Source organism: Sphingobium sp. MK2 (assembly GCF_040170545.1).
GTDB lineage: Bacteria > Pseudomonadota > Alphaproteobacteria > Sphingomonadales > Sphingomonadaceae > Sphingobium.
The window spans coordinates 114,946-140,434 of record NZ_JAZDXA010000006.1 but is presented as its reverse complement, the minus strand read 5'-3'; the positions used below and the strand labels follow the sequence as shown (position 1 = coordinate 140,434).

Below are 25,489 nucleotides of genomic sequence, written 5' to 3'. Positions count from 1 at the left end.
TTGTCAGGTCTGGCCCACTGTCAATGCCCAAGAAGGAGCGGCACCGGACTCTCGGCGAGCATCCGCCGGGTCACGCCGCCGATCAGCCGCTCGCGCAGGCGTGAATGGCCATAGGCGCCGATAATGCAGTAGGCTGGTTGCCGGTCCCGACAGGCGGTGAGAAGCGCATCCGCCACCGTCCATTCCAGCGGAACATCACGGTCGATGCGGGCATGGATGCCATGGCGTGAGAGATAGGCGGCGGCCTCTTCCGCAGGCGGTCCATCGGTCTTGCCGATCTCCACGATCGTCACGCCTTTCGTGAGGGCGAGGAGCGGCGTGACCGCGCGAAGCGTCTCGGCGACAGCGGGAGCACCGTTCCAGGCGACCAGCGCCTGTCCATTGGCATCGAGGCTGCGGAACTGTTGTGGAACCGCGAGGATTGGCTTTCCGGCGCGCATAACGACGTCGGAAACGATCGCCCGCATGTCGGGAGGCTCATGATCGGCGAACATAGTGTTGAGCACGATGATGTCGGCGAGCTCCGCCTCGGCTTCCAGCAGACCGGCAATGTCGCCGGTCGCGTCAGCCCAGTCCCATGCGATGTCCTCGACTGAAAGGCGCGCCTCGATCCGGTCGCGATTAACCGCTTCCCGGTTGCGCGCGTCGGCGAGCAGGGCGACTTCGGCATCGGCCATCATATAGTCTGCGCCGACCAGGATTGGCGCCTGGACAATGTCGAGGCATGTGAGATGCCCGTTGGTCGCGCGGACAAGATCGAGCGCGGCCTGGAAGCGAGCCTCTTCACCGGCGTCATCGTGAATCAACAGCAGAACATTCTTCATATGAATCTCCAGCGCATGCCCGCCATCGAGGCGGAGTCGTAGCCGAACAATGGCGGTCACGTTCGCGACAATCATTACGTGAGGATACGGAGGAAGAGTTCGCGGTGCGCCACTGCGTAGACTTCCGGATGCCGAACAGGTCGTTCGCTGCGTACGACTCCGACGTTCTCCGGCCAGACCCCGGACAAAGATTAAACCCAGGAGTCCCTGATGAACCGGTCCATCCAAACACGCCGAAACCTGCCCGACGGCACCAACCGTTTGCGGATTGGTATAATCATGCTGTGCGGCGTGGTTGCGAGCCAGATCATGGTGTCGATGGCGACTGGGGCTGACCCCCTACCTCGTTTGTCGGCGGTCTTCAGCACACGGCAAGACCATCCCCAAATCGATGCGCGGGCATCCACGATCATGGCGCATTCCCGGTAATAGAACTCCCAGACCGAATAGCCAGTCAGCGGCTCTAATCGCTGTCGAAATTTCGGCGCGTGATGCCCAGGGAGCTTCTCGCTTGATTGTCCGCGGTCCTCGTGGCGCGCGCTCGGAGTGGCTACTTCTGGCCTGTGGATCTTGGCCAGTTCCACGCCGGTTTTGTTCATACCGTCTGAGGAGAGCCGTTGGTATCGATAGCCACGCGAGCGTCCTCGACGGCGGGCACCTCAAAGTCTAGCCCACATGCGTCGATCGCCGGTAGGCGACATAGAAATCGAATGCCAACCCACAGATAATGTAACCGGGTCGATGTGCTCGCCGGCCGGGCTTCCTGCATAAAATGCGAAGAGGAAGGATCGCCAGGAACGGACAGGCGCGGACTTCACGTTCATCTTGAGCGATTATCGAAGCTGGCCGCCGGGATATCCCGACGGCCGTCTGCTCGTGTGCTCGCTGCGAAGGTCAGAAAGCGACGATGATATTGTCGTCGACCGTGGTGACGCCGGGAGCGGCCCAAGCCGCACGCTCGGCGATCTGGCGCTCGTTCCACGCCTTGACCTTGCCGCCCAGCGTGACCTTGCCGCCATCGGTGAACACCGTCACCGATGCCGCATCGAGATCGGCATTGCGCTTGAACGCCGCCATGATCCGGTCCTTGATATCGCCCGACGTCGGCAGCTTGCGCACCTCGATCAGATTGCCGACGCCGACGACGCCGTTGACCTTGCCGACGACCTTCCGGGCCTCGTCGCTCTGGTAGTGCCAGTCGACCGTGCCGCTCAGCGTCACCCAGCCATGCTCGACCTTCACCGCGATCTTGTCGTCGGGGATCGAGACGTTCCAGGAGAACATGTCGAGGATGCGCTTGGCGATTTCATGATCGGCCGTCTTCGGATCGGAGGCGAAGCGCACCTTGATCTCCTCGGCGAGCGCCTTCACGCCAGCTACGCGCCGTGCCGCCTTTTCCGCCGCCAGCTTCTCGGCATAGCTCTTCACGAAACCCGACAGCGTCACCACGCCGTCGGTCACCGCCACCCCGATATCCGCATGATCGACGCTCGGCTCCCACTCCAGCTCCGCCATCACGTCACGCTGCAATTGACTGTCGCTCTTCATCTCAGCTCTCCTTGGCTCGTAAAATAACCGTCCCAGGTGGGTCGGCAGCTCATCGACGGCCATAAGCCGGGGACCATCGGCAAGTTCATCGCAGGGTCGCCAATGGATTGACCGCGCATCGGGGAATCCCTGCAACGTCCCTTGTCTGTTGCCTGGCGCTGCCACAGAATCCGTATTGTCCCGGAGGGACCAGGGTATGCCATCATCCCTGCAGGCCGGGGCTCGACTCCTTGGCCAAGCGACAAATTTCAGCCGAGTGCGGCCGCAGGACGGCGCCCGAAGACGATCGGCTAGGTAAACTCCCCAATATAGGCGCCGATGGACCGCCTTTATCCTCAACAAGACTCGGCGAAGGAGGTCATCATGAGTGACAAGAGCACCATCCGGGCGAGCTGGCCGTCCGGTGGTCCCGACGCAGCAGCGGCGATGCTTGCCGCCCAACGCCTGTGGCAGTTGCCGCTGACGCTCTACACGAGTTGGTGGAATGCGGGCGTGGAGACACTTTGGCCACATATGCCGCATCCGCACCATCGCGCCCATCACGACGAGCATGACCAGCTCGTGGTTCCCGAACCGATCGAGGCTGAAGGCGAACATGCCCTGTTCGCCTGACGAAAGGTCTTTCCCTCGTCACGGGATCGACCATCTTTAACCTTAGGAGAAGCAAGATGAACGGTGTGACCAATGTTCCAGTGACCAAAACGCGTCCGGCGTCATCGTTGCGCGATCTCGCAACCCAGATCAGCGAGCCGGTCGGCTGGCTGCGATCGGAGATCGACCGCCTGTTCGACGATTTCGGCAGCTCCGGCCGCAGCCTTTTCCACTTCGCTCCGCGCGGCGCCTTGGCAATCGTGCCGGCGCTCGAGCTGGTCGATGACGAGAAGGCCTATCGTCTTACCGCGGAGCTTCCCGGGCTCGATGAAAAGGATGTGGAGATCAACGTCGCCGATGGCGTGCTCAGCATCTCGGGCGAAAAGAAGGAAGAGGAAGAGCGCAAGGAGAAGGGCTTCCTGCTCAACGAGCGCCGCTATGGTTCCTTCCGGCGCCAGATTTCGCTTCCCGCCGATGTCGATGCCGAAGGTATCAAGGCGCAGTTCAAGGACGGAGTCCTGACAGTGACGCTGGCCAAGGACGAGAATGCGGCGGCACGCACGCGCAAGATCGCGATCGAGAAGGCCTGAGCCAATGGCGACGACATCGCCTGGCCCCGGCACGCCGGACGACCAAGCCGATGTCGTCGCCTTCCTCGACCAGGGTCACGCCTTCGAGCGAACGCGCCCCACGCGCATCGATACCCACTGCGCAAGTATTTTCCTTGTCGGCGACCGCGCCTGGAAGCTCAAGCGCGCGGTCCGGTTCGGCTATCTTGATTTCTCGACCTTCGACAAGCGCCATGCCGCGCTCGAGGCGGAGCTTCGCCTCAACCGCCGAACCGCGCCCGATCTATATCTCGCGCTTCATCCGATCACGCGGGAAGCCGGCGGTCGACTGGCGATCGACGGCGCCGGTGACGTGGTCGACTGGCTGCTCGAGATGCGACGCTTCCCCGATGATGCGCTGCTCATCCATATCGCCGATCACGGCCAGCTCGATGAGCGCCTGCTGATGCGGCTGGCGGACCACATAGGCGCTTTTCACTCGGCAGCGGAGGCTGATCGGGCTCACGCGGGTGCGATATCGTTCCGCCGCGTCGTAGACGGCAATATTGCCAGCATGGGGGCCTTTCCCGATATCCTCGACCCGGACAAGGCGAAGCATCTCGGCGACAGCCTGCTCCAGATGACCGATGATATGGCACCGCTGCTCGATGCCCGAGCGCGGGAAGGCCGGGTTAGACATGGTCATGGCGATCTCCATCTCGCCAACATCGCCCTGATCGACGGCGAGCCGACCTTGTTCGACTGCCTGGAATTCAGCGTCGAACTGGCCACGATCGATGTCCTCTACGATCTCGCCTTTCTCCTGATGGATCTCTGGCATCGCAACCTCCGCACCGAGGCGAACATCGTCTTCAACCGCTATCTCGATCTGTCGCCGGCGGATGAGAGCGGGATCGGGCTGCTGCCCTTGTTCCTGTCGGTTCGCGCCGCGATCCGCGCGCATGTGCTGGCAGCGCAGAGCCTGCGTGCTCCTGAAGACAGGGCGCTCGCGCAGAATGCGCGATCCTATCTCGAACTTGCGCTCGCCATGCTGGTGCCCGCTCCCCCGCGGCTGGTAGCGATCGGCGGACTCTCGGGAACCGGCAAGTCCAGTCTCGCACGTCGGCTCGGCGGCGCGATCGGACGCGCGCCCGGTGCCAGGATCCTTCGGAACGATGTACTGCGCAAGCGCCTCGCGGGGCTGTCTCCCGAGGCAAGGCTTCCCCGCGGCAGCTATTCGGCGCAGGCCGCCGCCCGGGTCTATGAGACAACTGACAGGATGGCCGCATCGGCGCTTGCGCTCGGTCAATCCGTCGTGGCCGATGCGGTGTTCGCGCAGCGTGTCGAGCGCGAGAGGATCGAGGCGGTCGGGCGGCAGTCGGGTGTTCCCTTCGATGGTCTCTGGTTAGAAGCGGCGGCAACCGCGCGGCTCAGCCGGGTCGGGACGCGCGGCGCCGACGCGTCGGATGCCGATGTTGCAGTCGCGCAGGCCCAATCCCAGCTGGAAATCGGCGATCTCGGCTCGTGGCATAGGGTCCATGCGGACGGATCGCTGGACGAGGTGGCTGCGGTGGCGTCCGCCAAACTGGGTCTCTGCTGACGGAAACGCCTCACCTCATGCCGGTAGGCATGTTGGCCGCAGCCTTTGTCCGCGCCCGCTATTCGTCTTCGCCGGTTATAACTGTGAGCCGCCGGCCGGTTTCACTCCTTGCGAGACTGTCGTTGGTAACCAGCACCGTTGCGCCCTCGGTCAGGATCGCTGCGACGGAACGCCGGAACTCCTCGGCGACGCGCAATCGGTTCCGATCCTCGGATGGCGCCGTCTGCTGCGCCGGCGATGCCTCGCCGGACAACGGGATGTGCAGCCAGTGAAACCCGGTTTCATCGATAGCGCGCAGCGTATAAGCCGTCGTTCGGTCGACGGCGGTGTCGGGTGCTATGGGTGCGGATCCGATCTGGCGGCCGTTGCGGAGCACGATCATTCGTCGATCCGCGGTGCTGATCACGATGGATACAGATCCCGAGGGTGACAGTTCGGGACGCCATGTGAACGGCCCGGAAGGTGGAGCGTCGTCGATGTCGGAGGCGGTCGGCCGCATGGGATCGGGTACCGGCGCGACACGCGGCACTGCCGCCTCTTTCGTGATGACGACGGTCAAGCCGAGGCGGGTGACGCCATAGAGAAGCCTGGCGAAGCCCAGCGGCAGGCGGATGCAGCCATGCGACGCGGGATAGCCAGGTAGATTGCCGCCGTGCAGAGCTACGCCGCCCCAAGTCAGGCGCTGCATATAGGGCATCGGCGCATCGTCGTAGAGGTTGGACTTGTGGTCGACATGCTTTTGCAGGATCGTGAACAGCCCCGTTGGTGTCTCATGTCCGGGCTTTCCAGTCGAGACCGTGGAGACGCCGATCGGCACGCCGTTTCGGTAGGTGACGGCCCGCTGGTTGGCGAGGCTGATGATGATCAGCACGGGGCCGGCGGGAGCAATATCAGGCGCCCAGATATATTCCCCCGGCTTTAGCCGCTCGACCGTCTCAAGGACCGAACTCGTATCCAGCGTCGGTTGCTGCGCGGACAGCGGCACGGACAGCATGCCAAGGAGCAATGCCGACATCATGGCCATCCCTATGCTGCGACCCAAACGCGTCGAGGTTCGCGAAATCGGATATATCGCCAAGCTCAAACACGGCATGGTTCGCGTAGCTGAGGCGTATGTGCCGGCCGAACGCATCGCATTTGATCCTCGATAATCTGTCATGTCGATCCTGCGGACAACGATCCGTATCTGGACCCGTCGCACGCGAGAATGATGTGATCGGCACCGTCCCGGGATTGGTATTATCCCCTAGTTATCCGCGCCGCCCTAACCTCTAGCGTGCGATTTCAAACGGGATCGTAGCGAAAACGAGGAGGGCGTGGTGAAATCGATACTTCTGCATATCCATGACGATCACGGACAGACGGAGCGGCTTGCCGTGGCGCTGGACCTTGCGCGCGCCCACCAGTCACATATCACCTGCGTCCAGGTCACTCCGTTCAACAGCTATGTCGTCGGCGACCCCTTCGGCGGCCTTTATGCCTCTTCGCAACTGCTTGAGGCCCTTCAGGCGCGCGACGATGAGGAGCGAGAACGCATCGAGCAGCGACTGAAAAGCGAGGATATCTCCTGGGATTGGGAGCATGCCGATGGAAATGCCGCCGATGCGCTGGTGAGCCGCGGGCGCCTGGCCGACGTCCTGATCTTGAGCCGCCAGTACAAGGGGCAGGATGACACGCCGGAGCCTCTGCCGATCGTCGCCGACGTGGCCATTCACGCGCGCGCGCCGGTGCTGGTCGTGCCCCCGGGCACGACCAGCTTCAACGCCAGCGGGCCGGTCGTCATGGCCTGGAACGGATCGATCGAAGCCGCGCACAGCCTGCGTCTGACGCTTTCCTTCCTGCGGGTGGCGAGCGAAGTCCACATCGTCAACATCTCAAGCGATAACAACGATTTTCCACCGATGGACGCGAGCCGATATCTCGCCCGGCATGGCATAGGTTCTCAGTTGCACGAATGGCCCCAAGAGGGGTGCACGATCGCGCAGACGCTTTTGGACGCAGCGGGAGAACTGGCGGCATCTTCTCTCGTTATGGGAGCCTACGGGCACTCTCGGCTGCGTGAGACGGTGCTCGGCGGGGTGACCCGCGACCTCCTGTCCGACACGTCCGTTCCGTTGCTGCTGGCGCATTAGCCGCTCCGTGAGAATATCCGGTGGCGCCCAAGCACAGCAGGCGCTCCGCACATGATCCAATTCTATTGACGGGATGCTGAGCGGACGTGTGCGGCATACGAACTGAGAATCGGATTTTCGGCAGCATTGTTGACCCGCGATCCGGGAAAGCCGCTTGCGCGGATTGAGCCGTTGGCCGTCCTTGGGTCCTTCGATCAGGAGTGGCAGTTGGACAGATTGCTTTCACGCCTCATCGGGACTGGCGAGTCGTGCTGTTCGAGGCGGACGGCACGCGCCATGACTCCGTAGATACACTTATTTCGAGTCTCTTCCGGATCGGTCACCGTGGCCGCCATCAGAAATTGCGGCGTCGCAACAAGCTTCGGGCTTGTCCTCGAACGCCTGGCGCTGGGCGTGGTGGCGCTGTGTTAGGGCGCACGGAAAAATGCCGCGCAAGACAACAGGAGGCCGGAATATGTCGACATCGAACGCACTCTTCCCAGTCCGCGCCGACACGCAAGCGGGGACCTGTCACGTCGTCGCGTGCCTGGATCGATCCGAGCACGCGGCCGGCGTCGTTTCGCATGCATTTGCGATCGCCCAGGCGCTCGAGGTTCCGGTAACGCTGCTGCAGGTGCTGGAAGGCCAGCCGGCAAAGGAGATGCGGCCTGACCCGATCGAATGGGATCTTCGCCGGCACGAGGCGAGACGCACTCTGGGGAAACTGGCAGCCGCTCCCGAGCCCTCGACTACCATCGCCGAGATCAAACTTGCAGAAGGCGCGACTGCCGAGGAAATCTGCAGATTCACCTGCGGACAGCCCGATTGCCTTCTCGTGCTTGGCACCCAGGGCGAGAATGGCGCAAGCCAGAAAGGCATTGGCGGCACGGCCCACAATGTTCTCGATCGGGCGCCCGGTTCGATCCTGCTGGTCCCGATCGCGGCCTCCGCCGCGCCGGCGCCGAGCTATCGGCGCATCCTTGTGCCCGTGGATGGATCGACCTGGGCCGAAAGCGTCATCCCGCTTGCGGCGCGGCTTGCGAAATCGGCGCAAGCGGAACTGATCCTCGCGCACGTCGTCCCGACGCCGGAACTCACTGAAACCAGGCCCCTCGAGCCTCGCGATCTCGAACTCCAACGGCATGTTGTCGAACGAAATGAAGCGACGGCGCGCGCCTATCTCGACCATGTTCGGACATATGTGGCGGCCATGGGGCTGACAGTTCGGGCGATCTCGATGCGCAGCGAGGATGTTCGCGCTGCTCTGGCCGGGTTGATCCGCGCCGAAGCGGCCGACCTCGTCGTGCTGTCGGCGCGCGGCCATGGCGGCCGCCATCACATGGATGTTCCCTATGGCAGCGTCGCCGCCTACCTCATGACCCATTCGCCCGTGCCGATGCTGATCGTTCGTCCATCCGTGACTGCAGTGGAGCCGATGGTGCTGACGAATGTCCAGAATGCGCGCCTCCCGGCCGTAGGTCCGGTCTGAGAATGGCGGATGTCGAGGATGCGGACCCGATAGTCGCCGCTGCGCACGAGCTTGCGCGCCGTCACCGTCTTGTGGGCTTGGCCCGCAGAGCGGCACCGCTGACAACCTGGTCGCAGTTGCCGGCATTGCGTGCATGGCTGAGTATGGCCCGGATCGCCGCTGGCGCCGCGGAGCCGCAAAGCAGCTCGGCGGCCGAATGGCTGCTCGACAACGATTATCACGTTCAACGCGCAATCCTTCAGATCAAGGAGGATATGCCGGCCCCGTTCTACCGGCGCCTGCCCGGCCTCGCGGGTGAAGCGGCGAAGGGCCTGCCTCGCATCTATGCCCTGGCCCATGGGCTGCTCCACGCGTCGCATCTGCAGATATCTCTCAATACCGCGATTCCGTTCATCGAACGCTATCAGGATGAAGAGCCTCTGAGCATTGCCGAGCTCTGGGCATTTCCGGCCATGCTTCGCCTGGCCTGCCTCGAGCTTCTGGTAACAGGCTTCGGACGCATATTCCCGGATGTGGCGCCGCCGTTCGAGGTGGGGCCCGATGCCGCCAAATCCGCCGCAGCGGACGACACCGAATGCGTCTCGCGCGCGATCGCAAACCTCGCGGTGATCTCGACGATCCAGTGGAAGGACTTTTTCGACCGGACAAGCCGCGTCGAGGCGATCCTGCGGCTCGACCCTGCCGAGGTCTATACGCACATGGATTTCGACACGCGCGACCGTTACCGGCACGCTATCGAGCAGTTGTCGGACCATGGCGGCCTGCCAGAGTTGGATGTCGCCGAACGCCTGCTCGTTCAATGCCGGGCCAATGACGATGTGCCGGCCGATCATGTTGGCTACTGGCTGGTCGGCGACGGCCGGCCGGCGTTCGAGGATGCGATCGACGTGCGGCCGTTGGCGCTGGAATCGATCGGCCGCAGGCTCCTGCGTTATCCCGCCGCGCTTTATACGGCGGCGCTGTTCCTGGCCGGATTCGTCAGCTTTGTCGTTCCGGCACTCTACCTTGCGCTGGTCGAGGCGACCGCAATTGGGTGGCTGCTGGGCATCGCGCTCACCACGCTGCCGGCTACCATCCTGAGCGTCACGTTCGTCAACTGGGTCGCGACACTGCTCGTGTCGCCACGGGTGCTCCCAAAGCTCGATTTCGAGAAGGGGATCGCCGACGATTGCCGGACAGCGGTCGTGATGCCGGTGCTTGTCGCGCATCCGGCGGACGTGGCGGCGCTCCTCCAGCGGCTGGAAGGCCACTATCTCGGCAATCCCGATCCAGGGCTGCAGTTCGTTCTGTTGAGCGACCATGCCGATGCCGACAGCGACAGCCATCCTGGTGATGCGGATGTCGAGGCCGCGCTGGAAAATGGCGTGAAGCGCCTCAACGACACCTATGGCAGCGCGGGCAGCGGCCCCTTCCATATGCTGCACCGGCCGCGTCTCTATAATCCCGCCCAGTCGGTCTGGATGGGATGGGAACGCAAGCGCGGAAAGCTGGAGCAATTCAACGGCTATATCCTGCGCGGCGACCTCAGCCCTTTTTCACGCACCGCCGGCCGCATCGAAGCACTTCGCGAGGTTCGGTTCGTCGTGACCGCGGACGCCGATACCCGCCTGCCGACGGGCGTAGTCAATCGGATGGTGGCGACGCTCGCCCATCCGCTCAACAAGGCTCGTTTCGATCCGCGCACCGGGCGGGTGGCAAGCGGCTACACGATCCTCCAGCCGCGGGTCGAGATCGCACCCGAGACCAGCGGACGATCGCTGTTCACGCGTTATTTCGGCGGCGACACCGCGATCGACATCTATTCACGCGCCGTGTCCGACGTTTACCAGGACCTGTTCGGCTCAGGCATCTTTGTCGGTAAAGGCATCTATGAAGTCGCCGCCTTCGAGCGCAGCGTCGAAGGGCGAATTCCCGAGAACAACCTGCTCAGCCATGACCTGTTCGAGGGACTTCATGGTCGCGCGGCGCTCGCCAGCGACATCATCGTCTATGAGGGCTTTCCTTCCGGCTATCTCGATTATCGCCGGCGCTGGCACCGCTGGGTGCGCGGCGATTGGCAGCTGTTGCCCTGGCTGCTTCCGCTGGTCCCCGGCCGTGCCGGAACGCGCCTCCACAACCGTCTCACCTGGTTCGACCGGCTCAAGATCTTCGACAACCTTCGCCGCAGCCTCGTACCGCCCAGCCTTGTCGCCCTGTTGCTTGGCGGATGGTTTATCCTGGGCGGCAATCCCTGGATATGGACATCGCTCGCCATCGTCGCGCCGGCAGCCTATCTGTTCACCGACGTCGTCACCGGTCTCGCGCGCGGCCGCCGGCGCGGCGTTCTTCAGGGTGTCCTGCGACGGCTGGGCGATGAACTTGGACGATGGGCGCTGTCGATCGCCTTCCTGATCAGCGATGCCGCCATCGCGCTCAATGCGATACTGATCACGCTCTGGCGGCTAGGCACCGGGCGTGGACTGCTGGAGTGGACGTCGGCCGCGCATACGACAGCGCATTTTGCCGCGCTCGATCCGCGGCGGGCGGCCTGGCGCGAGATGTGGGTGTCGCCTGCATTCGCGCTTGCAGTCGGCTCGGGGCTGGTGCTGGCACATGCCACGGCCCTCCTGCCCGCCGCGCCGCTACTGATGCTGTGGGTGCTGGCGCCTGAAATCGCATACCGGATAAGCCGTCCGCGCCGCTCCTCGGTCGAGACGCTGGGCGCCGAGGACCGACTGTTCCTGCGCAGCATCGCACGGCGGACATGGCTGTTCTTCGAAACCTTCGTGAGGCCGGAGGACAACTGGCTGCCGCCCGACAATTACCAGGAGCCGCCCGAGGAGGAGATCGCCCATCGGACGTCGCCGACCAATGTCGGCATGATGCTGCTCTCCACGCTGACGGCATGGAAGCTGGGGCATATCGGCGTGACCGATCTCGAGATGCGACTGCGTAATGCGCTGGACGCGCTCGACCGGCTCGATCGCTACCGGGGACATATGCTCAACTGGTATGATACCCGTACATTGCAGCCGCTCGAGCCGCGCTACGTCTCCACGGTCGACAGCGGCAATCTGGCCGTCAGTCTTGTCGTCGTGAACGAGGCGTGCCGCGATGCTGTTCGAGCCCCCGTGCTTTCCCCTGCATTATGGTCCGGTCTCGACGACACCCTCGATCTGCTTGCCGGCGCGCTTGCGGCCGATCGCGCCGACCCGGATCATGCCTGTCGTACTCTTGTTGCGGCGATGCGGGACGCCGCAACTGCGGCGCGGGACGACAGCGCCTGCTGGGGCGACCGGCTGGACGCGCTCTGCGATCGGCACTGCCCCGAGCTGCAGGAAAGGATCCGCAAAGGCATCGCCAATGCGGGGACACTCCCGACGAACGTGATCCGCGATGTTCAGCTGTGGCTCGAGCGGGTCGATCATCATCTGCGCAGCATGCGCCGCGACGTGCAGATGTTCCTCCCGTGGCTGCCGTTGTTGACGCGCCCGCCCGCCGATTGCGCCGACATCGCCGCCCGGATCGGCCCCATGCTCGCGGGCGAGCGCATGCCTGCCGAAGTCAAGGCCGCGTGCGAGGAGGCAAGCGCGCTGCTGGACGCATTCGGCGGCTCCCTCGATCCTTCCGAAGCAAGGAGCTGGGCGGAAGAGCTCGGTTCGGCTCTCGCCCGCGCTGCGGATGCCCACAAGACCATGCGCGACCAGCTGGATGGCATCGCCCGGCGAGCGGGCGCCTGGGCCCATGGCATGGATTTCGCCTTGCTGTTCGATATGAGCAGCCGGCTGTTCCATATCGGCTACAATGTCACCGCCGACCGCATCGATCAGCACCATTATGACCTGCTGGCGAGCGAGGCGAGGCTCGCGAGCTTCTTTGCCATCGCCAAGGGCGATGTGCCTCCCGAGCATTGGTTCTTCCTCGGTCGCCCGATCACGAAGAAGGCCTCGGGCCTGTCGCTGGTCTCGTGGAACGGCTCGATGTTCGAATATCTCATGCCGAACCTGTTCCTGCGCAGCGATCCCGCAACACTTCTCGGCCAGAGCGACCGGACCGCCGTCGATCTTCAGCAGGCCTATGGGATCAGGCATGGCATCCCCTGGGGCATATCCGAATCCTCCTTCGCCTCGATGGGTTCCGATCGCGTGTATCGCTACCATGCGTTCGGCGTCCCGGGGCTGGGCCTGCGCCGTGGGCTTGCGCGCGATCTGGTGGTCGCCCCCTATGCGACTGTGCTCGCACTCGCCGCGCGAACGGTCTTGGCAGTCCATAACCTTCGTGATCTCGCGGGGCTGGGCATGCTCGGGCGATACGGCTTCTACGAGGCCATCGACTTCACACCCGAGCGGGTGCCGGAGGGAGAGCGCTTCGCCGTTGTCCGATCCTATATGGCGCACCATCACGGGATGAGCATGGCCGCTCTCGGCAATGCGCTGTGCGGCGATATGTTCGTCCGCTGGTTCCACGGCGATCCCCATATCCGCACGATCGACCTGCTCCTCAACGAGCGCATCCCCTGGGAACTGCCGCCCGAGATTTCGCGCATCGAACTCCGCGAGCTGCAACCGGTCGCCGAAGGCGCGATCCCCCGTCTCCAGCCTTGGAACCCTGGCTCCATCGGCGGTTCCACAATGCTGCATGCGATCGGCAATGGCCGTCTGACCAGTCGACTGGCGGCGAATGGGGGAGGGGGGCTCTACTGGCAGCGTTATGCGCTCACCCGCCCCGATCGGATCCCTGGCGACGCCGGGCTCTGGATCTATGTCCGCGATCGGGAAACCGGCGCGCTCTGGTCGGCGACGCCGGAGCCGGTGCGCGCGCCAGCGACCGAGGCGCGCATACTCTTTCAGGCGCACCAGGTCGAATATCATCGTCGGGATCACGACATCGCTTTGACCATGGCTGTCGGCATCCCGCACGGGGACGATCTGGAGATCCGCCGGGTCACCGTCGTCAACGAGAGCGACCGGCCGCGAACACTCGACTTCACGAGCTATGCCGAGGTCATGCTCGCGCCGCCGCTCGACGGCGCGCGCCACCCGGCGTTCAGCAAGCTCTTCGTCGGCAGCGAGCTGCTTCCGGGTGCGAACGGCCTGCTGTTCACGCGCCGACCACGCGATGCGGGCGACCGCCCGCCCGTACTGCTTCACCGGGTGATCGCCGACGACAAGGGTTTCACGCCGCGGGGCGTCGAAACCGACCGCGCGGCCTTCTTGGCGCGCCACGGTAATCAGGCGGACCCCGCCGCGATGCAATCCGATGAACTGGGCGGCACGACCGGCTGGACCCTCGATCCGATCCTGGCGATGCGCGCCGAGCTGGAGCTTCCGCCGCACGGGAGACGCGAACTCGCCTTCGTCACGATCGTAGCGGGCTCACGGGAATCCGCTCTGGAGATCGCTGAGCGCTATGCGACTTTGACGGCACTCGAATGGGCCATGAATGACGCCGTGGCGGATGCGGCGCGTGAGATGCATCAACTCGGACTTGGCCCCGACCGCGTGCGGGACGCGCAGATGTTGCTGTCCGCGTTGCTCCAGCCCGTTCAGTCATCTCCCGGCATGCAGAATGCGCTTGTCGCCGACCATCATGGCAGAGGCGATCTCTGGGCGCTTGGAATATCGGGCGATCATCCCATTCTGCTGGTGCGCGCAGGCGACGGCCAGCGAACCGCCCTGCTACGGTTTCTCGCGGCAGCCCAGCAGCTGTGGCGGAGGCGGGGCATCGCGATCGATCTCGTGATGATGCACGAAGGGGCAGCGGGCTATCTTGAGCCGGTGCGCGAGCGGTTGATCGAGTATCCTCCGCGAGGCGGGCGTGCAGGAGCAGCTCGGGCAAAATGGCGGAATCCACCTCGTGGGGATCGGGCACGGCGACACCGATCGCGCCCAATTTCTGGAACGCGCCGCGCGGATCGTGCTCGACGAAGCGGCGGGTGCGCTCGGCGACCAACTCGCGCGCGCCGAATTTCCCCAGCTTCGGAGCCCGCGCTTCGAGCCGGTCGGCAGCACCGGGGCGTCGCCAAGCGCCGGTTTGGGCTTGCTCCCGCTCAAGGAGCTGGCGTTCGACAATGGTCGCGGCGGGTTCACGCCGGAAGGCGAGACCTATGTGATCCACCTCGCGCCGGGTGAGACCACCCCCGCGCCCTGGTCGAACGTCCTCGCCAATGACGGCTTTGGCACCATCGTCACCGAGGCCGGTCTCGGTTTCACCTGGGCGATCAACAGCGGCGAAAACCGTCTGACCCCATGGAGCAACGATCCCGTTCGGGATCCGCAGACCGAGATCCTGTATCTGCGTGACGAGGAAAACGCGCATCTGTGGACCCCGACGCCGCAGCCCGCCGGGGCCGGAACCGCCTGCCGCATCCGACATGGCGCGGGCTATACGAGCTGGGAGAGCAGCAGCGAAGGCCTCGAACAGGAACTTCAGGTGTTCGTCCCCGTCGACGATCCGGTCAAGATCGTCCGGCTACGGCTTCGCAACCTGTTGCCCCATGCCCGCCGGCTCACGGCGACCTATTATGCCGAATGGCTGCTGGGCGCGGTTCACGGCGAACCGGCCCCGCTGCGGACCGCGCATTATGATGCCGAAGTCCATGCACTGATGGCGAACAACCCGTGGAACGAAGAATTCGGAGAGCGGACGGCTTTCCTTTCAAGCAGCCGGCCGCCGCACAGCCTGACGACATCGCGACGGGACTTCATGGGACGCGAGGGCAATCCACGCCGGCCCGAAGCGCTGCTGAACTGGGATCTGGGCGGTCGCCAGCAGTCAGTCGGCGCGGATTGCTGCAGTGCCTTGCAGGTCCATCTGGATATCGCCGCCGGGCAAACCGCCGAGGTCGTATTCGTACTGGGGCAGGGAGATGACCGTGCCCACGCCCGAACGCTGGCGCTGCGGTGGCAGGACATCGCTGAGGTAGAGCGTGCCTTCCAGCAATGCCAGGATGATTGGGACAGGCGTCTGGGCGCCGTCAAGGTGACGACGCCGGATCCCGCGTTCGACATGCTCGTCAACAGATGGCTCCCCTATCAGACAATCAGTGCGCGCCTGCGGGCCCGTGCAGGCTTCTATCAGGCCGGTGGCGCCTTCGGCTATCGCGACCAGCTTCAGGACGTGCTCGCCTTGCTGCATGCCGATCCCGATCTGGCGCGGCGGCACATTCTCGCGGCCGCAGCACACCAGTTCGAGGAGGGCGACGTCCTCCACTGGTGGCATCCGCCGCTGGATCGGGGTGTCCGGACGCATTGCTCGGACGATCTGCTCTGGCTGCCTTATGTCACTGCCGCCTATGTGGAGGCCACGGGCGACGTCGGCATTCTCGCGGAAGAGGTACCGTTCCTGCGCGGTCCTCTGCTGGCCGGGGACGAGGCCGACCGCTACGCGCGATTTGATATCACTGACGAACGCAGATCGCTGTTCGAGCATTGCGAGCGCGCGCTCCAATGCGGTCACCGGCTCGGGGCCCATGGGCTGCCGCTGATGGGCACCGGCGACTGGAATGACGGCATGAACCGCGTGGGCGAGCAGGGGCGGGGCGAAAGCGTCTGGCTGGCATGGTTCCTGATCGCCACGATCGATGGGTTCGTTGGCCTTTGCGGCCGGCTGCAGCGCAGTGATCTGGCTGAACACTGGAAACCCCGCGCGACGGCGCTCGCCAAGGCGGCCGAGCAATCCGCCTGGGATGGCGAATGGTATTTGCGGGCTTTCGACGACGACGGCCGGGCCTGGGGTTCGGCTGGGGACAGCGAGTGCCGGATCGACTCGATCGCTCAATCCTGGGCAGTGCTGTCGGGCGCCGGCAGTCCAGAGCGAACAGCGCGCGCCATGGCCGCAGCCCAGCAGCATCTGGTACGCGACGACGACCGACTGGTCCGGCTTCTCTCTCCCCCCTTCGACGCGACGCCACGCGATCCCGGCTATATCAAGGCCTATCCACCCGGCATCCGGGAAAATGGCGGCCAATATACGCATGCCGCCGTCTGGCTCGGCATCGCCCTTGCCCGGCTTGGCGATGCCGAGGGCGCGATGCGGATATTCGATCGCATCAACCCCATCAACCAGACGCGCTCGAGCGAAGACGTCGCGCGCTATCGAACCGAGCCCTATGTGCTGGCCGCGGACGTTGCCGGGACGCCGCCGCATGTCGGCCGCGGCGGCTGGAGCTGGTATACGGGCGCGGCCGGCTGGACATGGCGACTGGCCGTCGAGGAAATATTGGGGTTGCGGCTGGTGGAAGGCCGGCTGCATCTTGCGCCTTGCCTGCCGGCGGCATGGCGATCCTTCGAGGCAACGATCACCAGGGCGGCGGGCAGCCTGCATGTCCGGGTCGACAACCCCGAAGGGCTTGCCTCGGGCGACGCGCGCATCACGGTCGATGGCGCCGAATCGCCAGGGGATGGCATCCCGTTTCCGTCTGGAGGCGAGACGCGTGAAGTTCGGTGTCTTCTGGCTCGCCGCATTGCTTTGGCATCCTGATTCCGCAGGACTGCAACGTCGCAATTGTCGGTTAAATCTTCTGAATATTGTCATGTAGGCGGGAGGGATATTTGGGCGGCCGCAGTCGCCATCGACCCGATTCCGACCGGCGGAAGTCCTTTGGCTCCGCCATGGCGCCCAACCCCTGGATGTGGCGCTGTTGCGCAGGAGGACACTCGATGGTGCATGCGCACGGACACCATAATCATGGTGGGCCGGCGGCAAACCAACTGCTCGCAAAGGATCGAGTCCGCGGCATGAGGGTCGAGCCGGAACGACCGTCGATCAAGTCGACCATGCGGGCAATAGCTCGTACTTCTGCAGCGTCTGATGCCGCCGCAGGTGCCGGGCAAAGTCGTTCCTGTCGCCGTGATGTTTGGGGAGGGGATTTTCAGTCAATCCAGCGCAGTTGCGGCGCGTGGCGCGGGACTGGCGCGATCGGCGCCGTTGGATAACCGATAATGATCGGGGCAACCGGCACGAAATCGTCGGAAACGCCAAGAGCTCGCTTGCCGTCCGCCGTTTCGAGCCATCGCTGGGCGAAGCCGATCCAGCAGGATCCCAGTCCCTGTCCATGCGCCGCCAGCATCAGGTTCTCCGCCGCCAGCGTGGCGTTTTCGATAGCCCATCCTCCGGCGCGTGCCGAGACGGTGATGAGGACCGGTGCATGGTAGAAGATGTGGAAATCCGGACTTCCGAGAGTCTCGTGGAGATGTTCCGGAAAGGATCCGCTCGGCATCGTCTCAATCATATGGGCTTTGGCCGCCGCGGAAATCCGATCGAGCAGCGATGTATTCTGGATAATGGTGAAGTCCCACGGCTGTTCGTTGACGGCGCTCGGGGCTTGAACGGCGGCATCGACCAGGCTCTTCAGCACCTCTTTCGGGACAGGAGCCGCCGTGTAGGCACGTGTCGCGCGGCGTCCGTAGATCGCTTCGGTCAGGTCCATGAGATGCACTCCGCAATAGATTGAAATCCTGGTTCGTCCGATGCCGCGGGCGCGGGTGGGCAATCGTGCGCTGCCGCCTTTCGGTCGGTCCAGAGTCGATCGGAAATGCGAAAGCTCCAATCCGTATAAGAACGGAGTGTCCAAGGCCCCCGAGGGACTAAACTGGCTGCAGGATTCTCCCTTTTGAACGGCTGCCGGATGGATGTGATCGATATGGCGGTAAGGCTGACAGCGAGGAATACGGCACTCTGCCGTGGCCCTTCGGGACCGCCACATGCGCCGGAACGGCATCCTGCCTCCACGCGAGATGTGACGTGACGGAGCTGAATACAGCGATCGATCAGGCTGCGTCGCCTGGAATCCCGGCTGGGAACGCCGGTCTGGTCATTCAAACCTCTGAACTGTCCAAATCCTTCGACGGCCGGGTGGTGGTGGACCGGGTGGATCTGCAAATCCACAGCAGGTCTCCATGTCCTGCATCTGCTCGGCGTCGCCGCCCTGATCATCCTGGGCTCGGGCCTGTTCTCGACATTCTCGCTGATCATCGCCTGCATCGTGCGGACTCGCGAGCGATTCATGGGGATCGGGCAGGTGCTGACCATGCCGATCTTCTTCGCCAGCAACGCCATCTATCCGATCGAGATCATGCCGGGATGGCTCAGGGCGATCTCGCTGGCCAATCCGCTCACCTATGAGGTGGATGCCCTGCGCGCGCTCATGCTGACGGGCGAGGCGAGCAAGTTCGGCGTGGCCACCGATCGCATCGTGCTCGTCGTGATCTCTGGCCTTCTCGTCGTTGTCGCCACGCGCATGTATCCTCGTATGACGATGTTGGCGTTGCAAGGGTCGACGGCGTCGTCGTGCCGGGGCTGGCGCCAGGCATATGGGAGGTGCTGGCGATTTCGGCGGAAAGCCCAGCCGTTGTGCGACACCGCGCAGCATCGACAGGACGGCAACGAGGGAGAAACAGCAATGCCTGCAATCGCCGCCAACAATCGCGAACCAATGCGGCCATTCCCGTTGCCGGAAGTTTACCAGCTGCTTGAGCCTGGACCGGTTGTCCTGCTGACGACGGCGCATCAAGACCGAAGCAATGTGATGACCATGTCATGGCATATGATGGTCGAGTTCACGCCGCCGTTGCTGGCCTGTATCGTCAGCAGTGCTGACCTCAGCTTCACAGCACTGCGCGCGACAAGGGAGTGCGTGATCGCCGTCCCGGCCGGGGATCTCGCGCCCAAGGTCGTGGAGATCGGCAACTGCTCTGGCCGCGACGTCGACAAGTTCGCCACGATCGGATTGACGCAGCTTCCCGCCGCGCTGGTGGCGCCGCCACTGGTAGCGGAATGCTTTGCCAATCTCGAATGCAGGGTCGTCGAGACACGCCTGGTCAACAAATATAATCTGTTCATTCTGGAAGTCGTCGCGGCCTGGAGCAATCCGGCCCAGAATGATCCGCGGACGATCCACCATCGCGGCTATGGCAGGTTCGTCGTGGGAGACGATCGTGCTGCCGTCGAGGATGCCCTGATCGTCCACCTTGAAGCACAAGCGAAGGATTTGGGGTCAGCGCATCATCCGCGTGCGGGGGATGCTCCCAATGTCGAGAGGGGCTAAATGCTTGCACACAATTAGGGATCCTGACGCATCGCCCATGAGGAATGCCCGCGCAGAGTAGGCGGGTTCAATCTCTTGCATCCACTTTGGTCCACCGTGTTTCACCCGCGGGAGCGTCTCGCGCGCGGCCTATGTTTCCGGATCGGGACAGATCACCGCAGCACCGATCAATCGACCCTCGCGCAGCCGTCGCAATGCCTCGTTCGCGCGCTCCAGTGGAAAAGATTCGGTCACCGTCCTGATCCCCGCCCTTTCCACCATCTCGAAAAAGGAGATGCCATCCTCGCGCGTCAGATTGGCGACGGAGAGGATCGCGCGCTCACCCCACAAATCGGCGTAGGGGAAAGCAGGGATGTCACTCATGTGAATGCCCGCGCAGACAACGCGGCCGCCCTTGCGTACGACCTTTAGCGCGGCCGGAACCAGTGCTCCTACCGGCGCAAAGATCAGTGCGGCGTCGAGCGGAACGGGAGGGGCCGCCTCGGACGATCCGGCCCAGATGCAGCCGAGCGACCGCGCGAACGCCTGTCCGTCCTCGTCGCCGGCCTTGGTGAAGGCATAGACCTCGCGCCCTTGCCATGTCGCGACCTGGGCGAGGATGTGCGCAGCCGCGCCAAAACCGCACAGCCCGATCCTCTGCCCGTCGCCGGCGAGACGCAGCGCGCGCCAGCCGATCAGACCGGCGCACAATAGCGGCGCAGCCTCCACGTCAGTGAAGCGATCCGGCAGCGGGAAGCAATAGCGTGCGTCCGCGACGACATGGCTGGCATAGCCCCCATCGCGGGTACAGCCGGTAAACTCCGGCTGATCGCAGAGATTCTCGTGACCGCTCCTGCAAAAGCTACAGACGCCGCAGGTGTGGCCGAGCCAGGGGACACCGACACGTTGGCCGATCGCGAAACCTGCCGTTCTCGCGCCCATGGCAATCACGCGTCCGACAATTTCGTGGCCCGGGATGATCGGATAATGGGCCGGGATTTCCCCGTCGAGCACATGGAGGTCGGTGCGGCAGACGCCACAGGCCACCACCTTGATCAGGAGCTGCGCCGGACCGGCAACGGGCAGCGGCCGCGTGACCATGCGCAACGGCTTGCCTGGTCCGTCGAGTTGCATGGCATGCATTTGGCCCATGTCACGATCCTATCATTGGCGGTGCGATCAGTTTCGCACGACTCGCCGGACATCGCGCTAGGTAGACTTACGCAATGCGATGAAGGTCTCCTCGCGGCACATGAAGCTGGCTGGGAGACCGGTACGCTGAAGGATATTCTGACGATCATCGAGAGCGGAGATCGGCCCGCTTCGGCTTGGTCGGCGTAACGCAGCGTGGTAAGTGTCACGATCAACTCTCTGGTGGCCATAGGCCATCACGCATCCTCGGTGGTCCTCGGTATTCATACGTAAAGCCTGACCGCCCTCGCTCGGATAGGGAATCGTTCCGGGAGGGCGCTATCATGGCTCCGGGCGATACGGACACGCATCACAAAAACGGACAGACGCCGCGCCGCGCGAATATTGTCCTGGTCGGCTTCCTGCTGGTCGCGGGCTTCTATCTGTTCACTGAGCATCGCGCCCATCTGTTCGGGATTCTTCCGTTCCTGCTCCTGCTGCTTTGCCCGTTGATGCATCTGTTCATGCACGGCAGGCACGGGCATGGCAACGCGAAGGGCCACAGCGACCCGGCGGTCATCGCACCTCCCGCAACCGGCTCGAAGCGGGCCCCGGACGACGGGGGAGTGTCATGACCCACAGCGACATGCCCACCTACGGCCTGTGGGGGCTCGCGGCCATCAACGCCGCGATCTTCATCCTCTTCGCGTTCAGCTTCTTCAAGCCCCAGACGCCACGCGACTGGCGCAGCTTCAGCGCGTTCAGCGCCTTTCTGGTTGCCCTCTTCGCCGAAATGTATGGCTTCCCGCTGACCATCTATGTCCTGTCAGGCTGGCTCCAGTCGCGCTTTCCCGGTGTCGACTGGTTCTCGCATGACGCCGGGCACCTGCTCGAGATGACGTTCGGCTGGAAGGTCAATCCGCACTTCGGGCCGTTCCATCTGGCGAGCTTCGTGCTGATCGGCGGCGGATTCATGCTGATATCGGTGGCGTGGAAGGCGCTGCACACGGCCCAGCGGGAGCACAAGCTGGCGACTACGGGCATCTATGCCCGCATGCGGCACCCGCAATATGTCGGCTTTATCCTGGTGATGTTCGGCTTCCTGCTCCAGTGGCCAACCCTGCTTACGCTCGCCATGTTCCCCGTGCTGGTCGTGATGTATGTTCGCCTTGCCCGACACGAGGAGCGGGATGCGCTTCGCGAATTCGGTGACGACTATCGCCGTTACATGGCGCGTGTCCCTAGGTTCCTTCCCCGCTTCGGTCGTTCGCCCGGCCACGCCAAGTAGCGGGGAAATGTCGAGTATCCGCACCGTGCGTGGAGAGATCAGCCATGGCCGATGAAGATCCGAAACGAAAGCGACTGGGACGGCTTGACGTCACCTATTTCATCGCCATGGCCTTCGCGGTCCTAATCATCCGCGATCTCTGGGTTGCCCAGAGCCATATGAAGACGATTCCGTACAGCGAATTTCGAGGGCTCGTCGAGCAGAATACGGTGACCGATCTCGTGATCGGCCCGACCATCATCACCGGAACCTACAAGGCGGCGGGCGCGAAAGGGCAGGAACAGCATTTCTCCACGGTCCGCGTCGACGCCGACCTCGCGAGCGAGCTGCAGCGCCGCGGGATCAAATATGGTGGCGAGCCGCCTCCTGGCCTCCTGCAGGGCATCCTCTCCTGGATATTGCCGACCGCGTTGTTCGTGCTGGCGTGGATGTTCGTGCTGCGGCCGATGGCGTCGGGCGCCCAGGGCGGGCTCATGGGTATCGGGCGCAGCAAGGCGAAAATCTACTCCGAACCGAGCGTGAAGGTCACCTTCGCAGATGTGGCGGGCGTCGATGAGGCCAAGGCCGAGCTTTCGGAGATCATCGGTTTTCTTCGCGATCCCATCGCCTATGGCCGCCTCGGCGCGCGCATTCCAAAGGGCGTGTTGCTGGTAGGCCCTCCTGGCACCGGCAAGACGCTGCTGGCGCGCGCGGTCGCGGGCGAGGCGGGAGTCCCGTTCTTCTCGATCACCGGTTCCGAATTCGTCGAGATGTTCGTCGGCGTCGGCGCCGCGCGGGTCCGCGACCTGTTCGCCGAGGCGCGCAAGCAGGCGCCGGCGATCCTGTTCATCGACGAGCTCGACGCGCTCGGCCGCGCGCGCGGCATCGACATGGCCGGCGGCGGCCATGATGAGAAAGAGCAGACGCTCAACCAGCTCCTCGCCGAAATGGACGGCTTCGATCCCGGCGCCGGGATCATCGTGCTTGCCGCTACCAATCGCCCGGAAATTCTCGATCCCGCTTTGCTCCGCGCGGGCCGCTTCGACCGGCAGGTGCTGGTCGATCGCCCCGATCGCAAGGGACGCGCCGACATCCTGCGGGTGCATATGGCCAAAGTCCAGGTCGCGCCCGAGCTCGACGTGGCGGCCATTGCCGGGCTCACGCCCGGCTTTACCGGTGCCGATCTTGCCAATCTCGTCAATGAAGCGGCCCTCGTGGCCACTCGTCGCGGCGGCGAGGCGACCACGCTCGACGACTTCACCCAGGCCTTCGAGCGGATCGTAGCGGGGCTAGAGAAGAAGAGCCGGGTGCTGAGCCCGCATGAACGCGAGATCGTCGCCTATCACGAAATGGGCCATGCGCTTGTCGCGATGCATTTGCCGGGCACCGATCCGGTCCGGAAAGTCTCGATCATCCCGCGCGGGATCGCCGGTCTGGGCTATACCCTTCAAAGCCCGACCGAGGACCGCTTCCTGATCAGCCAGAGCGAGCTGATGAGCCGGATGGCGGCCCTGCTCGGGGGCCGGGCGGCCGAAGACCTGATTTTCGCCGATGTCTCCACCGGCGCCAGCGACGATCTGCAGCGCGCGACCGATATCGCCCGCAACATGGTCGTCCGCTACGGCATGACGACCGAGCTCGGTCAGGTCGTCTACGAGCCCGAGACTGGGAGCTTCCTGGTCGGGCAGATGCCCGTCTGGCGGCCCAAAAACTATGGCGACGGCACGGCGGAAGCGATCGACGGTGCGGTGAAGGCGCTGGTCGACCAGGCTTTCAGGACGGCGCGCGACACGCTGGAGCAGCATCGCACGCTGCTCGAGACCTCCGCCAAGGAACTGCTGGCCAGGGAAACGCTCGGACCCGACGAGTTGCGGCCGATTGCGCAGAGGCTGAAGCGCGGCCCAACCCATCCCCAGCTTATCGTGGACGGCACGGCCTTGGAGGACGCGGCTTTAGCTGCCCGACTGGGGGAATGACCGTCGCCGCTTCCGTCCCCCTCAATCAGGAATGCGTCTGCATCACGCTCGATCGCGGCGCTTTGAGCGATGCGCTGACGCGGGAAACCGGCGATCCGGCCTTCTCCGCGTCGCTTGTCGAGACGCGACCACATCTGTTTTCCGACGTTGCGGTCTTCATCAGCGCGGCGCAGCTCGAGGCTATGCAGTGCATCGTCGCGGCGATCGAAACGGTCGTGCGCCATCCCGCCTATCGCGCCGCCGTGCTCGACTGGGCGCCGGCGAGCGCGCAGCGCGACTTCGGACCGCGCGGGATGTTCATGGGTTATGATTTTCACATGGGATCCGATGGACCTGCCTTGATCGAGATCAACACCAATGCCGGCGGCGCCATGCTCAACGCCGTGCTGGCGCGCGCGCAGCAGTCCTGCTGTGTCCCGGCGACCTCCGATCACCACGTCGGTAATTTCGATGGTGCCGTCGCCCATATGGTAAGGGCGGAATGGGTCAATCAGCGTGGTAGCGGTTGTCCCGCTGCCGTCGCGATCGTCGACGACGATCCCGCGGGCCAGTTTCTCTACCCGGAATTCCTGCTCGCACAGCGCCTGCTGGAACGGCACGGATATCACGTGGTCATCGCCGACCCCTCGGAACTCGAATATCGTTCTGGAAACTTGCGCCATGACGGCGGCCAGATCGATCTCGTCTACAACCGGCTTGTCGATTTCTCCCTCGACGCCGCCGGGCATTCGGCTTTGCGCCAAGCCTATCTGGATGGGGCGGTGGTCGTGACCCCCAATCCGCACATCCACGCCATGTTCGCCGACAAGCGCAACCTGACATTGCTCTCCGATCCAGCCCTGCTGCGTCGCTGGGGAATCGAGCAGGATCTCATTGACATGCTCGCCCAGGGGGTGCCGGCCACCGAGCGCGTCACGCCGGCCGTCGCCGAGCGGCTATGGACAGATCGGAAGCGCCAATTCTTCAAGCCCGCAAGCGGTTATGGCAGCAAGGCGACTTACCGGGGCGACAAGCTGACGAAATCGGTATGGGCCGAAATACTGCGCGGCGACTATGTGGCGCAGGACTTTGTGCGGCCGAGCGAGCGGCTTGTTCGGCTCGATGGCGAGTTGCGGAACCGCAAGATCGATATCCGACTCTACACATATGACGGCGAAGTGTTGTTGGCGGCAGCACGACTCTACCAAGGGCAGACCACCAATATGCATACGGCGGGAGGCGGGTTCGCGCCGGTTTTGTCGATACCCGGGAACAACTTTCGGGGGCGTGCGCAATGTGCACCACCGGAAAGGATTGAGGCACAACCCGTCTTTTGTTCCGGCTGACACGCAATGGTGGCCTGTGCAGTTACGTAACCGCGCGTACTGTCCGGCCTGGGTTACGTCGCTAATGGTTGACC

The 25,489-nt window shown here is 64.0% G+C and carries 19 protein-coding genes; 14 read left to right on the top strand and 5 right to left on the bottom strand.

Annotated features, from left to right (window positions below; translation table 11 throughout):
• Window positions 1–20 precede the first annotated feature (20 nt).
• Window positions 21–884 (bottom strand): universal stress protein, encoded by an 864-nt coding sequence (locus V2I08_RS03990; protein ID WP_349633952.1) that lies wholly within the window; start codon window positions 882–884, stop codon window positions 21–23.
• A 150-nt stretch (window positions 885–1,034) separates the two neighbouring features.
• Here V2I08_RS03990 and V2I08_RS03985 point away from each other — a divergent pair, with 150 nt between their 5' ends.
• Complete coding sequence (locus tag V2I08_RS03985) at window positions 1,035–1,253, top strand: hypothetical protein (RefSeq protein ID WP_152542814.1); 219 nt, start codon at window positions 1,035–1,037, stop codon at window positions 1,251–1,253.
• Between the two features lie 465 nt (window positions 1,254–1,718).
• Here the strand turns inward: V2I08_RS03985 and V2I08_RS03980 are convergent, their stop codons facing one another.
• The gene (locus V2I08_RS03980; protein WP_043153350.1) at window positions 1,719–2,372 is read right to left on the bottom strand and encodes a BON domain-containing protein; all 654 of its coding nucleotides are present in this window, start codon (window positions 2,370–2,372) and stop codon (window positions 1,719–1,721) included.
• Window positions 2,373–2,735: 363 nt separating this feature from the next.
• Here V2I08_RS03980 and V2I08_RS03975 point away from each other — a divergent pair, with 363 nt between their 5' ends.
• Genes V2I08_RS03975 through V2I08_RS03965 form a run of 3 tightly spaced genes read left to right on the top strand, consistent with a single transcriptional unit; the run spans window position 2,736 to window position 5,111 of the window.
• On the top strand, window positions 2,736–2,984 hold the full coding sequence (locus tag V2I08_RS03975) for a hypothetical protein (RefSeq protein ID WP_152542816.1): 249 nt from the start codon (window positions 2,736–2,738) through the stop codon (window positions 2,982–2,984).
• Window positions 2,985–3,040: 56 nt separating this feature from the next.
• The gene (locus V2I08_RS03970) at window positions 3,041–3,553 is read left to right on the top strand and encodes an Hsp20/alpha crystallin family protein (RefSeq protein ID WP_043153356.1); all 513 of its coding nucleotides are present in this window, start codon (window positions 3,041–3,043) and stop codon (window positions 3,551–3,553) included.
• Between the two features lie 4 nt (window positions 3,554–3,557).
• Window positions 3,558–5,111, top strand: coding sequence for an AAA family ATPase (locus V2I08_RS03965; RefSeq protein WP_349633951.1), 1,554 nt, complete (start codon window positions 3,558–3,560; stop codon window positions 5,109–5,111).
• Between the two features lie 58 nt (window positions 5,112–5,169).
• On the opposite strand, the gene V2I08_RS03960 is transcribed toward V2I08_RS03965, so the two are convergent.
• Window positions 5,170–6,135, bottom strand: coding sequence for a L,D-transpeptidase (locus V2I08_RS03960; RefSeq protein WP_235209858.1), 966 nt, complete (start codon window positions 6,133–6,135; stop codon window positions 5,170–5,172).
• Between V2I08_RS03960 and V2I08_RS03955 the strand changes: the two genes are divergently transcribed.
• From V2I08_RS03955 to V2I08_RS03935, 5 genes are all read left to right on the top strand, one after another.
• Complete coding sequence (locus V2I08_RS03955; protein WP_272481271.1) at window positions 6,128–6,262, top strand: hypothetical protein; 135 nt, start codon at window positions 6,128–6,130, stop codon at window positions 6,260–6,262. The two genes, V2I08_RS03960 and V2I08_RS03955, sit on opposite strands and share 8 nt — an antisense overlap.
• A 168-nt stretch (window positions 6,263–6,430) precedes the next feature.
• Window positions 6,431–7,243, top strand: a complete 813-nt coding sequence (locus V2I08_RS03950; protein WP_349633950.1) for a universal stress protein — start codon at window positions 6,431–6,433, stop codon at window positions 7,241–7,243.
• 454 nt (window positions 7,244–7,697) lie between these two features.
• Window positions 7,698–8,711 carry a universal stress protein gene (locus tag V2I08_RS03945; protein WP_349633949.1) on the top strand — a complete coding sequence of 338 codons (1,014 nt, stop codon included), beginning with the start codon at window positions 7,698–7,700 and terminating at the stop codon, window positions 8,709–8,711.
• 2 nt (window positions 8,712–8,713) lie between these two features.
• Entirely contained in the window at window positions 8,714–14,821 is a 6,108-nt protein-coding gene (locus V2I08_RS03940; protein WP_349633948.1) for a glucoamylase family protein, read from the top strand.
• Entirely contained in the window at window positions 14,799–17,171 is a 2,373-nt protein-coding gene (locus tag V2I08_RS03935) for a GH36-type glycosyl hydrolase domain-containing protein (RefSeq protein ID WP_349633964.1), read from the top strand. Before V2I08_RS03940 ends, V2I08_RS03935 begins: the two co-directional genes overlap by 23 nt.
• A 391-nt stretch (window positions 17,172–17,562) precedes the next feature.
• Here the strand turns inward: V2I08_RS03935 and V2I08_RS03930 are convergent, their stop codons facing one another.
• On the bottom strand, window positions 17,563–18,120 hold the full coding sequence (locus V2I08_RS03930) for a nitroreductase (protein WP_043154125.1): 558 nt from the start codon (window positions 18,118–18,120) through the stop codon (window positions 17,563–17,565).
• A gap of 327 nt (window positions 18,121–18,447) precedes the next feature.
• Between V2I08_RS03930 and V2I08_RS03925 the strand changes: the two genes are divergently transcribed.
• A complete protein-coding gene (locus tag V2I08_RS03925; RefSeq protein WP_349633963.1) occupies window positions 18,448–19,737 on the top strand; it encodes a flavin reductase in 1,290 nt (429 codons plus the stop codon).
• 129 nt (window positions 19,738–19,866) lie between these two features.
• On the opposite strand, the gene V2I08_RS03920 is transcribed toward V2I08_RS03925, so the two are convergent.
• Window positions 19,867–20,868: a zinc-dependent alcohol dehydrogenase family protein gene (locus tag V2I08_RS03920; RefSeq protein ID WP_200867029.1), complete on the bottom strand. Its 1,002-nt coding sequence runs from the start codon at window positions 20,866–20,868 to the stop codon at window positions 19,867–19,869.
• A 323-nt stretch (window positions 20,869–21,191) separates the two neighbouring features.
• Here V2I08_RS03920 and V2I08_RS03915 point away from each other — a divergent pair, with 323 nt between their 5' ends.
• The 4 genes from V2I08_RS03915 (at window position 21,192) to V2I08_RS03900 (ending at window position 25,415) form a co-directional block, all read left to right on the top strand.
• Window positions 21,192–21,482, top strand: a complete 291-nt coding sequence (locus V2I08_RS03915; RefSeq protein WP_081764250.1) for a DUF2933 domain-containing protein — start codon at window positions 21,192–21,194, stop codon at window positions 21,480–21,482.
• On the top strand, window positions 21,479–22,135 hold the full coding sequence (locus tag V2I08_RS03910; protein ID WP_043154127.1) for an isoprenylcysteine carboxylmethyltransferase family protein: 657 nt from the start codon (window positions 21,479–21,481) through the stop codon (window positions 22,133–22,135). The genes V2I08_RS03915 and V2I08_RS03910 overlap by 4 nt, the downstream gene beginning before the upstream one ends.
• A 44-nt stretch (window positions 22,136–22,179) precedes the next feature.
• Window positions 22,180–24,090 (top strand): ATP-dependent zinc metalloprotease FtsH, encoded by a 1,911-nt coding sequence (gene ftsH, locus V2I08_RS03905; protein WP_349633947.1) that lies wholly within the window; start codon window positions 22,180–22,182, stop codon window positions 24,088–24,090.
• 62 nt (window positions 24,091–24,152) lie between these two features.
• Window positions 24,153–25,415: a hypothetical protein gene (locus V2I08_RS03900; protein WP_349633946.1), complete on the top strand. Its 1,263-nt coding sequence runs from the start codon at window positions 24,153–24,155 to the stop codon at window positions 25,413–25,415.
• The last annotated feature ends 74 nt before the right edge of the window (window positions 25,416–25,489 follow it).